Origin of the sequence: Streptomyces sp. NPDC006624, from assembly GCF_040611555.1 — a bacterium.
GTDB lineage: Bacteria > Actinomycetota > Actinomycetes > Streptomycetales > Streptomycetaceae > Streptomyces.
Genome location: NZ_JBEXOM010000024.1, coordinates 40,638 through 54,415, shown reverse-complemented (window position 1 = coordinate 54,415; position 13,778 = coordinate 40,638). Strand labels below are relative to the sequence as shown.

Genomic DNA, 13,778 nt, shown 5'->3' with positions numbered 1-13,778 from the left:
CGGGACTCTTTAACTAGCACCGCTAACCAAGACGCTACGGGCTCGCCCCTCCCCGCACCACCCCCGGCGGGCGGGTCACACCGAGACGCGCGAGTCCTCGGACTTCCGCTGCGCGGGCATCTCCACCGGCTCCGGCTCGCACTGCATCTCCCGCGGCAGCCGCAGCGCCATCGCCGCGCCCAGCAGCAGCAGCCCGGCGCTCACCAGCAACGTCACGTGCAGTCCGTGCACGAACGCGTCCCGGGCCGCGCTCCGCAGGGCGCTCCCCGCGGCCCCGCCCAGCTGCTCGGCCACCTCGTACGCCTCCCCCAGCGAGTGCCCCGCGGCGGAGGACGCCGACGCCGGGACGCCGGGCACACCCGACAGCCCGGGCGCGTAGGCCGCGTTCATCACGCTGCCCAGCAGGGCGATCCCGATGCCCGCACCCAGCTGGTACGACGTCTCCCCGATCGCCGCCGCGCCGCCCGCCTGTTCCTGCGGCGCCTCGCTCAGCATCGACTCGTACGCCCCGAAGAGCGTGGTCTCCAGCCCGAAGCCCAGCAGCACGAACCCGCTGAGCATCAGCGCGCAGTCGTCCGTCCGCCCCAGAGCCGTGAGCAGCACGACCGCGAACGCCGTGACGCAGAACCCGGCGCACACCATCCGCCGCGGCCCGAAGCGCCGCAGCATGCGTGCCCCGGCCAGGCCCGCGGCCATCGCGGCGAAGGTCAGCGGCAGCAGCCGCAGCCCGGTCTCCAGCGGCGACAGCCCGAGCACCAGCTGCAGGTACTGCGCCGCGATCAGCTCCAGGCCCACCAGCGCGAGCATCGCCAGCACGATGCAGCCGACGGAGGTGCTGAACGCCGGCCGGGCGAACATCGTCAGGTCCACCAGCGGATGGGTCCGCCGCCGCTGCCGGCGCACGAAGGCGACCAGCAGTGCCGCGCCCGTCACCAGCGGCAGCAGCGTGAGCAGGCCGGCCACCGGCTCCCCGCCGCCGAGCCGCTTGACGCCCAGCACGACGCCGAACAGCCCGGCCGCCGCCATCAGCGCGCCGACCACGTCCCAGGGTCCGTCGCGCTCCCCCTTCGACTCGGGCAGCAGCAGACGACCCACGGGAAGACTGACCAGCATCAAAGGGATGTTGACGAGGAAGACCGAGCCCCACCAGAAGTGCTCCAGCAGGAAGCCGCCGAGCAGCGGCCCGACCGCGGCGCCGACCGCGGCCACGGCGCTCCAGATGCCGATCGCCAGCGCCCGCTCGCGCCGGTCGGGGAAGACCTGCCGCAGGATCGACAGCGTCGCGGGCATGATCATCGCGCCGCCCACGCCGAGCAGCGCCCGCGCCGCGATGAGCACCGGGGCGTTGTCCGCCAGCGCCGCCAGACCGGAGGCGACCCCGAACAGCGCGTAACCGAGGAGCAGCACTCTCCTGCGGCCCACCCGGTCGCCCAGCGTGCCGAACAGGATCAGCAGCGAGGCGCAGACCAGCGGGTAGACGTCGACGATCCAGAGCAGCTCGATCCCGCCGGGCCTGAGGTCCTCGGTGACGGCGGGGACCGCCACGTGCAGCACGGTGGCGTCCACGGCGACCAGCAGCAGGCTGACGCAGAGGACGACGAGAACCACCCAGCGGTTGGCACCGGCCCCGGCCGTCCGACGGCGCAGCTCAGCGGCGGCCGTGGTCGTCCCGGACATGTACGTACCTCCCAGAAGTTCCCTCGCGATCGGCGGGCTCGCGGGGTGGGGGACGCCCCCGCGACTCGGCCGGAGAGGAGCGGTGGGTCTCCGGCCAGCGCAAACGAAAAGCGAGTGACACGTCAGAGTACGCGAGTCCACGCCGGTGCCCAGTGGCGGACCTCTCACACTTTCGGCCGAACGGTGTGGCGTACGCCACTGTCCCCGGTGTCGACCACGCCCCGTCCGGCCGGGCGGTTCCCGGCCGGGTCGATAATCGGGCGCGTGACCGATCTTGAGACGCGCGCGGCCCCGCCCCGCGCCGGGGCGCTGCGCCGGGCGGCCCCGGCGCTCCTCGGGTACGCGGCCGTCCGCGCCCTGGGCCTGCTCGTGCTGGTCCTGTGGAGCGCCGCGCGGGACAAGAGCGCGTACACGCTGCTGACCGCCCGCTGGGACGCGCTCTGGTACGTCAGGGTCGCCGAGCTCGGCTACGGCTACGAGGTGCGGCTGCCGAACGGGGACGTGCACTCCAACCTGGCGTTCTTCCCGCTGCTGCCCTGGCTGGAGCGGCTGGTGGCGGCGGTGACCCCGCTGTCGTACGCGGACGGGGGCTTCCTCGTCGCCGTGGCCGCCTCGCTCGCCGCCGCCTGGGGGATCTTCGCGGTGGCGGAGCACGTGTACGGCCGCCGGGCCGGTGTGTGCGCGGTGCTGCTGTGGGCGGTCCTGCCGGTGGGGATCGTGCAGTCGATGGCCTACAGCGAGTCGCTGTTCACGGCTCTGGCCGCGTGGTCGCTGTACGCGGTGCTGACCGGCCGCTGGGTGACGGCGGGGACGCTGGCCCTGCTGGCGGGGCTGACCCGCCCGGTGGGGCTGGCGGTGGTCGCGGCCGTGTGGGCGGGGGCCGTGTCCTCTTGTGTGCGCACCGGACGTGCGGACCGTCCGCCCGGCGCACCGGACCCGGCACGCGCCCTCCCGCGGACCGACGACACTCCCCGCACCCCCCTCGGCGCCTTCGGCGCGCGCCGCGCCCTCGGCATGCTCCTCGCTCCCCTCGGCACCGCCGGGTACGTGCTGTGGGTCGGCCACCGCACCGGCAAGGGCACCCTCGGTTACCTGGAGGTGCAGGCCGGCTGGCGCAACGGCTTCGACGGCGGGTACGCCTTCGCCCGCTTCGTCGCCGAGAAGTTCACGTCGTTTCCCTCCGCCCTGGCCGGCGCGGGGCTGATCGTGGGAGTCGCGTCAGTCGTCTGGCTGTACGTGAGCGGAGTACGTGGGCGCCAGCCGCTTCCGCTGCTGGTCTACACGGGCGTCGTCACGGCGCTCGCCCTGTGCGCGTCGAGCTACTTCGGCTCGAAACCGCGCCTGCTGATGCCCGCCTTCCCGCTGCTGCTGCCCCTCGCGACGGCCCTGGCGAAGCACGGTGTGCGCAGGTCAGCGCGGGTGCTCGGGCCGGTGGCCGTCGCCTCGGCGGTGTACGGGGCGTTCTGGCTCAATGGCTCCGGTCCGCCCTGACCGGCTGTGAGCGACCGGCTAATTCCGCACCATCCGCCGGTGAACGAATTGAAAAGCGGGATAAAACCCGCCTCCGGAATGATCAAAGGAATTGAAGGCCGCGGCGCCCGGCGATTGCAGAATCGCTGGAAATAAACCCCCTCTTGAGAGGAATCCCACATCACATCGTCATCACAAAGCCGTTGATTCGACCGGGATCCGAGCTCACTCGCTGTAACGTCGATTGGGTGCGTACCGAACCGAAGCTCACCCGTCTGGACCGGGTGTTCGCCCGGCTGGACCGTGAGCCGGAACGACCGGCCCACCTCGATGTGCCGAAGATGAGCAGGCACCGCATCGTCCTCTTCGCGGCGACCCTGGCCTTCTACGGCGCGATCGTGTGGGCGGTGGTGATCACGTCCTGGCTGGTCCGGCTCGACTGGCAGGTGATGTTCTTCCGGCCGTACCAGCAGTGGTCGGAGATCCACTGGTTCGTCGACTACTACGTGGTGCTCGGCCAGCGCGGCCCGACCGCCGTGATGGTCGCGGCCTGGCTGGGCTGGCGCTCCTGGCGGCAGCACACGCTGCGTCCGCTGCTCGCCCTGGGCGTCTCGCTGCTGCTGCTGAACGTCACGGTCGGCGCCGCCAAGTACGGCATGGGCCGTCTGGGCCCGCACTACGCGACCGTGATCGGCTCGAACGAGATGTGGCGCGGCGGCGATATATTTCCGAGCGGTCACACCGCCAACGCCGTGGTGACCTGGGGAATCCTGGCCTACATGGCCTCCACCCCGAGAGCGCGCCGCTGGCTGTCCGCCGTCTCCGCCGTGACCTCGCTCGGCGTGGGGATGGCCACCGTCTACCTCGGTACGCACTGGCTGAGCGATGTGCTCCTCGGCTGGGCCGCGGGCCTGCTGATCCTGCTCGCCCTGCCGTGGTTCGAGCCGCTGATCGCCCGGTCCGAGACGAGGATCTTCGAGCTGCGCGACCGCCTGCGGGACCGCCGCAGCCGGCCCGCGGCCCTGCCGGCCGGCCCGCCCCCGGTGGTGGTCACGCCGCTGCCCGTCGACCGGGAGGAGGTCGCCGCCCGCTCCCCGCGCACCCCGGTCTACCTGGCGCCGGGCCCGCACACCTCCCGTGCGGAGCGCACCCCGATCACCCCGGCCGGCAGCCGCCGCCCGCCCCAGCCGGAGCGGCACCCGCGCGGCTCCGCCTCCTCGGCCCGCCCCTGACGGGCGGCGGGACATGGGGCGGTGCGCACCCCGTCCGGACAGGCGAAGGCCCCGGTTCCCGAGCGGAACCGGGGCCTTCGTTCGTGCCTCAGCCCTTCCAGGCCCGCGCCACCCGGCCGTCCCTGACCTCGAAGTTCAGCCGGCCCACGCGGTACTCCATCGTGATGATCGCCCCTGGTGGCAGCGCGCGGACCGTCGGCCAGCCGCGCTCGCGCGCGAGGTGCTCCGCCCGGCCGGCCTCCAGGCCTACGTAGGTGTCCGGGCTGTCGTCGGGTTCCGCGGAAGGTGTCGGAATCGGTGCCATGCGGCCACGCTATGTCCTGCCCGGCGGCGGCGGAAGCCCGGACCCCGGCTCGGTCACTGTCCGCCTCCGGTCACGCTTCTGTCACAGGATCACGACAGGCGTTTCGGTCCGTCACGGTCACACGGACGAGGGGTTCCGTAGGCCTTCCGCAGGCATTCGGCCGCAATGCGCGCGAGTCACATGAGCTTATGGAAAAGCCCGGCGGAAAGCGCCGGCAGAAGTGCGCCCGGGGCCCCGCCGCATTCCGCCGGCGGGGTGGCCGGCCGATGCCGGCGCCGTACACGCAATAGGCGGCTTCGGCACACGGCGGCCGGTACGCCCCCTGTCGGAACGCGCGGTCACGCACGCATCATGGCGTGGGCTCGCGGGTACCTCAGGCGCGGGCTCCGGCGGGCCCGGCACGCGATGAGCGAAGGGGCGAGCGAGCGATGGGGACGCAGACCGTACGGCCGGCGGCGGCGCCCGTGCCGCGGAAACGGCACGGGCGCCTGGTGGTCGACTGGCTCACCACGACCGACCACAAGAAGATCGGCCACCTGTACCTGATCACCTCGTTCGCGTTCTTCCTGGTCGCCGGTGCGATGGCGCTGCTGATGCGGGCGGAGCTGGCCCGTCCCGGGCTGCAGATCGTCGACAACACCCAGTTCAACCAGCTGTTCACGATGCACGGCACGATCATGCTGCTGCTGTTCGCGACGCCGGCGTTCGCGGGCTTCGCCAACGAGTTGATGCCGCTGCAGATCGGCGCCCCCGACGTGGCGTTCCCGCGGCTCAACATGCTGTCGTACTGGCTGTTCCTGTTCGGCGGGCTGATCGTGCTCGGGTCGCTGCTGGTGCCGTCGGGGCCGGCCGACTTCGGCTGGTTCGCCTACGCCCCGCTCAACAGCGCGGAGCGCACGCCCGGCGTCGGCGCCGATCTGTGGATCATGGGTCTTGCGCTGTCCGGCTTCGGCACGATCCTCGGCGCGGTCAACTTCATCACCACGATCATCGGGATGCGCGCCCCCGGCATGACGATGTTCCGGATGCCGATCTTCGTCTGGAACACGCTGTTCACGTCGATCCTGATCCTGATGGCGTTCCCGGTGCTGGCGGCGGCGCTGCTGGTGCTGGAGGCGGACCGGCGGTTCGGCGCCCAGGTCTTCGACGCGGCCAACGGCGGGGCGATCCTGTGGCAGCACCTGTTCTGGTTCTTCGGCCATCCCGAGGTGTACATCATCGCGCTGCCGTTCTTCGGGATCATCACGGAGATCATCCCGGTCTTCAGCCGCAAGCCGATGTTCGGCTATCTCACGCTGGTCGGGGCGACGATGGCGATCACCGGGCTGTCGGTGATCGTGTGGGCGCACCACATGTTCGCCACGGGCGCGGTGCTGCTGCCGTTCTTCTCCTTCATGAGCTTCCTGATCGCGGTGCCGACGGGCGTGAAGTTCTTCAACTGGACCGGCACCATGCTCAAGGGCTCGCTGTCCTTCGAGACGCCGATGCTGTGGGCGACGGGCTTCCTGGTGACGTTCCTGTTCGGCGGGCTGACCGGGGTGATCCTGGCGTCGCCGCCGATGGACTTCCACGTCACGGACTCGTACTTCGTGGTGGCGCACTTCCACTACGTGGTCTTCGGCACCGTCGTCTTCGCGGTCTTCGCCGGTTTCTTCTTCTGGTGGCCCAAGTTCACCGGGAAGATGCTCGACGAGCGGCTCGGCAAGATCCAGTTCTGGACGCTGTTCGTCGGCTTCCACACCACCTTCCTGGTGCAGCACTGGCTGGGCGCCGAGGGCATGCCGCGCCGGTACGCCGACTACCTCGCCGCGGACGGCTTCACCGCGCTGAACACGGTGTCGTCGATCGGCGCGTTCCTGCTCGGCATGTCGACGCTGCCGTTCCTCTACAACGTGTGGAAGACCGCCACGTACGGGCAGCGGGTCGAGGTCGACGACCCCTGGGGCTACGGCCGCTCCCTGGAGTGGGCGACGTCCTGCCCGCCGCCCCGGCACAACTTCACGACGCTGCCCCGGGTCCGCTCCGAGTCCCCGGCGTTCGACCTGCACCATCCGCAGTACGCGGAGGTGACTGCGCAGCCCGAGCCAGAGCCTCATCAAGCCGGTCGCGAGTCCTCCTGACGGCGTCCAGCAGCCCGTCGGGTTCCAGCACCTCGAACGGGAAGCCCAGCATGACGATGTGGATGACCATCACGTCGAGGCTCGCGGCGCCGCAGCGCAGCAGGCAGGTGTCCGGGCCCTCGGCCTCCAGCACCCCGGCGGAGGGCGAGATGCGGGCGGCGGCCTCCTCCAGGGGCGCCAGGATCCGCACGACGGCGTGGGTGGCGTAGACGCGGGTGGAGACGCCCCGGGAGACGTAGGCGGCCAGGTCCCCTGCGGGCGGGTCGCGCGGGACGAAGCGGGGTCCGTGCGGTGGTGTGGGCGTGATGCGGTCGACGCGGAAGGTGCGCCAGTCCTCGCGGTCGAGGTCCCAGGCGACCAGGTACCAGCGGCGCTCGGTGCACACCAGGCGGTGCGGCTCGGCGGTGCGGCGGGTGGGGGTGCCGTCGTGCCCCTGGTAGTCGAAGCGCAGCCGCTCGGCGTCCCGGCACAGGTTCGCCAGTTCGGTCAGCACGGCCGGGTCGACCGGGGAGGGTGGGGTGCCGCGCAGCATCGGCACGGTGAAGGCGTTGAGGGCGCCCACGCGGCGGCGCAGCCGGTCCGGCAGCACCTGTTCGAGCTTGGCGAGGGCGCGTACGGAGGTCTCGCCGATGCCCTCGATGCCCTGCCCGGCGGCGGTGCGCAGCCCGACCGCCACGGCGACGGCCTCGTCGTCGTCCAGGAGCAGCGGCGGGAGCCGGGCACCGGCACCCAGCTGGTAGCCGCCGCCGGTGCCGGGGCTGGCGTTGACCGGGTAGCCGAGCTCGCGCAGCCGGTCGACGTCCCGGCGCAGGGTGCGGGCGCTGACGCCGAGCCGGCCGGCCAGGTCGGCGCCGGACCACTCGCGGTGGGCCTGGAGCAGGGACAGCAGACGCAGCAGGCGGGCCGAGGTCTCCAACATGGCCGCGAGTCTGCCAGCCCTCGCGGACAGCTGCTGTCCTCAAGGGGTGTAGGCCAGTTGGGGGACGGTGAAGCAGGTGCGGTGCATGTCCCCCTGGCCGACCCAGCCCCTGCCGTCCTGCCAGCGGGCCACCGAGAGGCAGTTCCGGCTGGTCTTCGGCGGTTCGGGCAGGCGGGCGAAGCCGACGGGGAGCAGCAGTCCGCCGGCGGTGTAGTCCCGGCTGCGGTCCATCCAGGCGTCGACGCAGGCGCGTGTGATGCCGGTGCGCGCGCAGGACCGGGCGGCGTCCGTGAACCACCGGGCGGCGGCCCAGCCTTCGAGCTGCCACTGGGAGTGCGTCCCGAGGTCCTTCGTCGCCTCCCGGAACTCGCGTACGGCCGGGTCGCCGGTGTCGTCGAAGTTGCGGCTGGTGCCGGTGGCCCACAGGGCGTTGCGGCAGCGCGGGGCGTCCTCGTAGGCGCCGGGGATCTCGGACGTCCAGTTCTGCACGTTGGTCACCTTGGCGGTGACGCGGGCGCCGACCTCGTCCATGGCCCGGCACAGGCGGGCGTTGCCGTGCCCGTCGATGGCGTCGAACACCAGGTCGGCGCCCTGTTCCTTCAGGTCGGCCGCGGCGGCGCGGAAGTTGGGCAGGGCGAAGTCGACCTGCTCGGAGACGACCTTGTAGCCCTCGGCGCGCAGACCGCGCTCGACGAGCCGGGCGTAGGCGGCGGAGGCGGACTGGTTGTAGGAGACGACGGCGGCGGTGCGGGCGCCGTGCTCGCGCTTGAAGTACCGGTAGACCTCCGTGCCGCCGTACAGCTTGCCGTCCCAGCCCGTGGTGCCGTCGCGGGGCGCGGAGCTGCCGTGGATGCCGTACAGGTGCGGGTAGGTGTCGTAGGCGGCGCCGATGGGCTGGCCGCCGATGTCGGGCACGCCCGCCTGCGAGACGCGCGCGGCACCGGCGTAGTCCAGGACGGTGGTGGCGACCAGGGCGACGACCTCGTCCTCCTCGACCAGCTTGCGCACGCACTCGCTGTTGCCGACGCCGCTGCCGCCGTCGTCGCAGGTGCGCACCTCGACCCGGCGGCCGTCGACGCCGCCGCGCGCGTTGAGCCGGTCGAACCAGGCCCGGGCGCCGTCGCGCGGACCGGTGAAGGCGTTGCCGCCGACGGGGCTGGTGGCGCTGGCGATGATGCCGACCCGCAGGGGCGCGGAGCCGGACGGCGGCGCGGAGGCGCGGTCGTCGCGCGCGAAGTCGCTCTCCGGAAGCCGGCTGCCGCAGGCCGCGCTCAGGGCGAGCAGCAGCACCGCGGCGACGGCTTCAGCACCCCGGGACCTGCGACGCATCGCCGCTCATCTGCACCAGCGCGCACAGCGTCTTGACGGACACCTTCCAGGTGCCGTCCTGCTCGACGGCCGTGCCGGAGGCGTCGGGCAGGGCGGTGGCGCCCTTCAGGGTGAGCGTGTACGTCACGTCCGCCTCGGTCGCCGAGGTGAACTGGACCTTGGTGACCTGCGCCTGGACCTGACCGCCGCGGGCGTCGCCGCTGAAGGCCTCCAGCACCGGGCCCATCTGGTCGCCGTTCTCCAGCAGGGCCTGCTTGTCCTGCGTCGAGGTAGCGGGGTCGAAGAACTTCTGCCAGTTCTCCTTGATCTCCTGCTCCGCCGCGGCCCGGTCCGCCGGCGCGGTGGCCGGCGCGCTCGTGGTCCGGTCGGCGGTCGGGGTGGGCGGGGTGCTCTCGCTGCCTCCGCCGTCGTCGTCGCCGCAGGCCGCGAGGACCGGGGCGACGACCAGGATCAGGGCGGCCGCGACGGCCGTGCCCCGTCCCGCCGCCCGCCGGTCCCCCGCCCGGTTCCCCCGCCTGAGGTCGCTGCCGAGAACCATCTGGCTCACCACCGAGTGTCGGTCCGGGTCGTGGGCGCCCGGTGCTTTCAGGGTCAGCTTCCACAGGGCATAGTGCAAGCGATCGGCGGACTTGAACAGGCAGCCAGGCACGTGCACAGCGACGACCGACGTGTGGGAGCCAGCGATGCGGACAAGCCGACTGCGGACCGTGCATCCCGTTCTCTGGGCGGGCTGGGCCGCGCTGGCCGCGGGCGCGGTGCTGTGCGTCGTCGGCTGGTACGGCGTCTCAGGCGAGCGTTACGCCGAACGGCAGCTCCCCTACCTCGCCTCCTGCACCGTCCCCGGCGCCGCGCTGATCGTCGCCGGGGCGGTGCTGCTGGCCCACGGCCGCGGTGCGGTGGCCGCCGCGCGCGTGGAGGAGCTGTACGGCCTGCTGGTGGCGGCCGGGCCGGCCGGCGCGGACGAGCCGGAGCAGGCCGCGCTCGGGCCGCTCGCGGTCAGCGGCGAGCTGCTGATGGTGCCGGGCGGCACGCTGTGGCACCGCGCGGACTGCCCGCTGGTGGCCGGGAAGGCGGAGGCGGTCCCGGTGGACTCCACAACGGCGGCGAGCGGTGAGCTGCGCCCCTGCCCGATCTGCGAGCCGGACGAAGAAGGCGAAGAAGCCGAAGAGACCGAAGAATCCGGCTGATGTCCTCGCTGACGTACGACCTCACCCTGGCCGGTCTCTCCGTCGGCAGTGCGGCGGCGCTGACCGGGATCGGCCTGATCGTGACCTACCGGGCGACGGGGGTGCTGAACTTCGCGCACGGCGCGATCGCCATGGTGTGCGCGTACGCGCTGCGGCAGTGCGTGGTCGTGTGGGGCTGGCCGCTGTGGCTCGGGGCCGCGGTGACGCTGCTGGTGCTGGCGCCGGGGCTGGGCGTGGTGCTGGAGCGGTTCGTGTTCCGGCCGCTGTCGGTCCTCGGACTGGGCCCGGCGCAGACGCTGGTGGCGTCCATCGGGGTGTTCGTGCTGCTGGTGGGCGCGGCGGCGCTGCTGTGGGGGCAGGGGGCGCGGGACGACGCGCCGGAGCTGGTGCCGGACGAGCCGTGGGGGCAGCTCGCGGTGGTGCTGGTGCTGGCGGCCGGGGTCGCGGCGGTGGTGCGCCGGACGCGGTTCGGGCGGGAGCTGCGGGCCGTGGTCGACGACCGGCAACTCGCCGTGCTGGGCGGCATCGACGCGGACCGGGTCGCCGCGGCGGGCTGGGCGTTCGGGTCGTTCACGGCGGGTCTGACGGGCGTACTGCTCGCGCCGTACGTGCGGCTCGACCCGTACGGGCTGCCGCTGCTGGTGATGGAGGTCGTGGCGGTCGCGGTGGCCGCGCGGATGCGGAGCCTGACGGTCGCCGTGGTCGTGGCGCTGGGCATCGGGGTGGCGCAGAGCCAGCTGACGCGGCTGCACCCCTCGGGCTGGGGCGAGCCGCTGCTGCAGGCGGCCGCGACGAATCTGTTCGTCGTGGCGCTGCTGGTCGCGGCGCTGGTGCTGCCGGGCGTCGGGGAGCGGGACGCGCTGCCGCGCACGGCGACGGCCCGGGTGGCGACGCCGCCCGGCGCGTGGATCGTGGCGGGTGTGCTGTTGCTGCTCCCGCTGGGCCTGGCCGGCCGGGACCTGCACACCGCGGTCCAGGTGCCGGCGCTGGCCGTGATCCTGCTGTCGCTGGTGGTGGTGACCGGACGCGGCGGCCAGATCTCGCTGGGGCAGGCGGCCTACGCGGGGCTGGGCGCCTTGTTCACGGCGCTGCTCGCGGCCGGCCGCTTCCCGGGGCTGCCGCGCCTGCCGGAGCTGGCGGCCCTCGCGGTGGCGGTGGCCCTGGTGGCGCCGCTCGGCCTGCTCACGGGCTGGCCGGCGATCGGCCGCCGGGGGCTGGCGCTGGCGCTGGCGACGTTCGCGGTGGGCGTGGGGGTGAGCCGCTTCGTCTTCGACCAACCGTACGCCACGGCGGGCCTGACGCTGGGCCGCCCGGCGGGCTTCGACGGGGACCGGGCGTTCTACGTCCTGGAGCTGCTGCTGCTGGCGGCCGCGCTGCTCGCGACGCACGCGCTGCGCCGGGGGCGGACGGGTCGTGCCCTGGCGGCCATGCGCGATCACGAGCGGGGCGCGCAGGCGGCGGGCGTGCGCGTGCCGTCCCTGAAGCTGCTGGCCTTCGTGGCGGGCGCGGCACTCGCCGCGCTGGGCGGCGGGCTGCTCGGCATGGGCCTGCGGGCCTTCGACGCCGCCGCGTACGACCCGGTGCGCGGTCTGCTCTGGTTCGCCGCGGTGGTGGTGCTGGGCGCCGACAGCGCCCTCGGCGCCCTCGTCGCCGCGGCCCTCCTGGTCGGCCTGGACGCGGGCGCGCGCGGGGGCGTCGCGGCGGCGCTCATCGGCGTCCTCGCGATCCTCGTGGGCCGCTTCCCCGGCGGCCCGTACGAGGCCCTGCGCTCGGCGGCGCGACGCCTGCGCCCGCCCGGCGGCCCGGCCCTGACCCCGGCGGGGATCCGGGCACGCGCGCTGCTGCGGCCGCCGGAGCCGCCCGAGCCCCGGCCGGCACCGGTGCCGGTGGGAGCGACGGGGGTGGCGGGGGGCGCGGGGCGTATGGGGGCCGGACAAGCGGGGGCCGCGGGGCGTGAGAGGGCCGGACAGGCGGAGGCCGCGGGGCGTGAGAGGGCCGGACAGGCGGGGGGCAGATACGGCGGGGGCGGGCGTACGGGGGCCGGGCACGGCACCCGACCCGAAGGCGGCGGCCCGGCAGGGCCCGGCAGAGGCGGGCGGCGCTTCGGCTCGGACCGCGCCGCAGGGCACGGGACGGCGCCCCGTGAAGCCCCCGCCGGCCCGCGCCGCACAGGCACCCGCCCGCCTCCCCCCATCTCCTCTCCCGTCCTCACCGCCCGTCACCTGCGCGCCCGCTACGGCGGCTTCACCGCGCTCGACGGCGTCGATCTCGACCTCTCCCCCGGGCGGATCACCGCCGTGGTGGGGCCCAACGGCGCCGGCAAGAGCACCCTGTTCCACTGTCTGGCCGGGACCCTGCGGCCCGTGCGCGGGGCCGTGCGGCTCGACGGGCGGGACATCACGTCACTGCCCGCCCACGCCCGCACCCGGCTCGGGGTGGCACGGACCTTCCAGCAACTGGCCGTCTTCCCCTCGCTGACCGTGGCCGAGAACGTCCGGGTCGGGGCCGAGCAGGGCCGGGTGGCCGATCCCGGTGCCGTGGAGCGGACACTCAGGCTGCTCGGGCTGGACGGCCCGGTACGCGCGCTGCCCGCCGCCGGGCTGCCGACCGGGACGCTGCGCCGCGTCGAACTCGCCCGGGTCCTCGCGGGCGGCCCCCGCGTCCTGCTGCTCGATGAGCCGGCGGCCGGGCTGGACACCGCCGAGGTGGCCGCCCTGGCCCGCGTCCTGGAGGCGCTGGCCGCCGACGGCACGGCGCTGCTGGTCGTCGAGCACGACCTGGACCTGGTCGCGGGGCTCGCGGATGTCGCGCACGTGATGGCCGCGGGCCGGATCGTCGCCTCGGGCCCGCCCGGGCGCGTCCTGGACGCCCCGGGTCCGGAGGCCGGCCGATGACCACCGTCTCCCTGCGCCACGCGCGCGTGCGCTACGGCCCCCTGGAGGCGTTGCACGGCGTCACCCTCGCCGCGGCGGGCCCGGGCCTGACCGTGCTGCTGGGCCGCAACGGCTCCGGCCGCACGACCGCCCTGCGCGCCCTGGCCGGGACCGTGCCCCTGTCGGCCGGCGCGGTGGTGTGGGACGGGGCCGACGTGACCCGGGTCCCGGCGTACGAGCGGGCCCGGCGCGGACTGTGCCTGGTTCCCGAGCGGCAGGCGGTGTTCGGCTCGCTCACCGTGCGCGAGAACCTCGACCTCGCCGCCGGGGACCACGGGCCGGCCCTCGACGCCTATCCGCATCTGCGTCCCCTGCTGGAGCGCCGCGCCGGCACCCTCTCCGGCGGGGAGCAGCGGATGCTCGCGCTGTCCCGGGCGCTGCTGGCACGCGCGCGCGTGGTCCTCGTCGACGAGCCCGCTCAGGGCATGTCGCCGCCGGTCGCGGCCCGGACGTACGAGCTGCTGGGCGGGCTCGACGCGTGCGTGGTGGTCGCCGAGCAGCGTCTGCCGCCCGCCCTGCGCGAGCGGCCCGCGCTCGTCTACGAACTGCGCCGCGGGGCCGTGGTCTTCGCCGGGGAGTCGGGCGAGCTCGCGCGCTGACGCCCCCG

General features: G+C 74.0%; 10 protein-coding genes and 1 pseudogene. 6 read left to right on the top strand and 5 right to left on the bottom strand.

All coding sequences use genetic code 11. From position 1 onward, the window contains the following. Positions 1–75: 75 nt before the first annotated feature. Positions 76–1,677, bottom strand: coding sequence for an MFS transporter (locus ABZY20_RS31975; RefSeq protein WP_356446142.1), 1,602 nt, complete (start codon positions 1,675–1,677; stop codon positions 76–78). A 264-nt stretch (positions 1,678–1,941) separates the two neighbouring features. Here ABZY20_RS31975 and ABZY20_RS31970 point away from each other — a divergent pair, with 264 nt between their 5' ends. Next, complete coding sequence (locus ABZY20_RS31970; protein WP_356446140.1) at positions 1,942–3,168, top strand: hypothetical protein; 1,227 nt, start codon at positions 1,942–1,944, stop codon at positions 3,166–3,168. A 227-nt stretch (positions 3,169–3,395) separates the two neighbouring features. Continuing rightward, positions 3,396–4,379: a phosphatase PAP2 family protein gene (locus ABZY20_RS31965; protein ID WP_356446138.1), complete on the top strand. Its 984-nt coding sequence runs from the start codon at positions 3,396–3,398 to the stop codon at positions 4,377–4,379. A gap of 88 nt (positions 4,380–4,467) precedes the next feature. Here ABZY20_RS31965 and ABZY20_RS31960 read toward each other — a convergent pair whose 3' ends face one another. Continuing rightward, positions 4,468–4,683 carry an I78 family peptidase inhibitor gene (locus ABZY20_RS31960; protein ID WP_356446136.1) on the bottom strand — a complete coding sequence of 72 codons (216 nt, stop codon included), beginning with the start codon at positions 4,681–4,683 and terminating at the stop codon, positions 4,468–4,470. Positions 4,684–5,111: 428 nt separating this feature from the next. On the opposite strand from ABZY20_RS31960, the pseudogene ctaD reads away from it, so the two are divergent. Next, positions 5,112–6,641: pseudogene (ctaD, locus tag ABZY20_RS31955) on the top strand (cytochrome c oxidase subunit I); the annotation flags it as partial. A gap of 40 nt (positions 6,642–6,681) precedes the next feature. On the opposite strand, the gene ABZY20_RS31950 reads toward ctaD, so the two are convergent. Genes ABZY20_RS31950 through ABZY20_RS31940 form a run of 3 tightly spaced genes read right to left on the bottom strand, consistent with a single transcriptional unit; the run spans position 6,682 to position 9,589 of the window. Further along, positions 6,682–7,722 (bottom strand): YafY family protein, encoded by a 1,041-nt coding sequence (locus tag ABZY20_RS31950; protein ID WP_356446134.1) that lies wholly within the window; start codon positions 7,720–7,722, stop codon positions 6,682–6,684. Between the two features lie 39 nt (positions 7,723–7,761). Then, complete coding sequence (locus tag ABZY20_RS31945; protein WP_356446132.1) at positions 7,762–9,051, bottom strand: ABC transporter substrate-binding protein; 1,290 nt, start codon at positions 9,049–9,051, stop codon at positions 7,762–7,764. Beyond that, positions 9,026–9,589 carry a hypothetical protein gene (locus ABZY20_RS31940; RefSeq protein ID WP_356446248.1) on the bottom strand — a complete coding sequence of 188 codons (564 nt, stop codon included), beginning with the start codon at positions 9,587–9,589 and terminating at the stop codon, positions 9,026–9,028. Before ABZY20_RS31940 ends, ABZY20_RS31945 begins: the two co-directional genes overlap by 26 nt. A 145-nt stretch (positions 9,590–9,734) precedes the next feature. Between ABZY20_RS31940 and ABZY20_RS31935 the strand changes: the two genes are divergently transcribed. The 3 genes from ABZY20_RS31935 to ABZY20_RS31925 are packed head-to-tail and all read left to right on the top strand — an operon-like array spanning position 9,735 to position 13,770. Further along, complete coding sequence (locus ABZY20_RS31935) at positions 9,735–10,238, top strand: hypothetical protein (protein ID WP_356446131.1); 504 nt, start codon at positions 9,735–9,737, stop codon at positions 10,236–10,238. Then, complete coding sequence (locus ABZY20_RS31930) at positions 10,238–13,132, top strand: ATP-binding cassette domain-containing protein (RefSeq protein ID WP_356446129.1); 2,895 nt, start codon at positions 10,238–10,240, stop codon at positions 13,130–13,132. The genes ABZY20_RS31935 and ABZY20_RS31930 overlap by 1 nt, the downstream gene beginning before the upstream one ends. Then, the gene (locus ABZY20_RS31925) at positions 13,129–13,770 is read left to right on the top strand and encodes an ATP-binding cassette domain-containing protein (protein WP_356446127.1); all 642 of its coding nucleotides are present in this window, start codon (positions 13,129–13,131) and stop codon (positions 13,768–13,770) included. The genes ABZY20_RS31930 and ABZY20_RS31925 overlap by 4 nt, the downstream gene beginning before the upstream one ends. Positions 13,771–13,778 lie beyond the last annotated feature (8 nt).

Excerpts from the sequence above, each read along its gene's own strand:
- ABZY20_RS31975 (WP_356446142.1), bottom strand. The coding sequence starts at position 1,677 with ATGTCCGGGACGACCACGGCCGCCGCTGAGCTGCGCCGTCGGACGGCC.
- ABZY20_RS31960 (WP_356446136.1), bottom strand. The coding sequence starts at position 4,683 with ATGGCACCGATTCCGACACCTTCCGCGGAACCCGACGACAGCCCGGAC.
- ABZY20_RS31950 (WP_356446134.1), bottom strand. The coding sequence starts at position 7,722 with ATGTTGGAGACCTCGGCCCGCCTGCTGCGTCTGCTGTCCCTGCTCCAG.
- ABZY20_RS31945 (WP_356446132.1), bottom strand. The coding sequence starts at position 9,051 with ATGCGTCGCAGGTCCCGGGGTGCTGAAGCCGTCGCCGCGGTGCTGCTG.
- ABZY20_RS31940 (WP_356446248.1), bottom strand. The coding sequence starts at position 9,589 with ATGGTTCTCGGCAGCGACCTCAGGCGGGGGAACCGGGCGGGGGACCGG.
- ABZY20_RS31935 (WP_356446131.1), top strand. The coding sequence starts at position 9,735 with ATGCGGACAAGCCGACTGCGGACCGTGCATCCCGTTCTCTGGGCGGGC.
- ABZY20_RS31930 (WP_356446129.1), top strand. The coding sequence starts at position 10,238 with ATGTCCTCGCTGACGTACGACCTCACCCTGGCCGGTCTCTCCGTCGGC.
- ABZY20_RS31925 (WP_356446127.1), top strand. The coding sequence starts at position 13,129 with ATGACCACCGTCTCCCTGCGCCACGCGCGCGTGCGCTACGGCCCCCTG.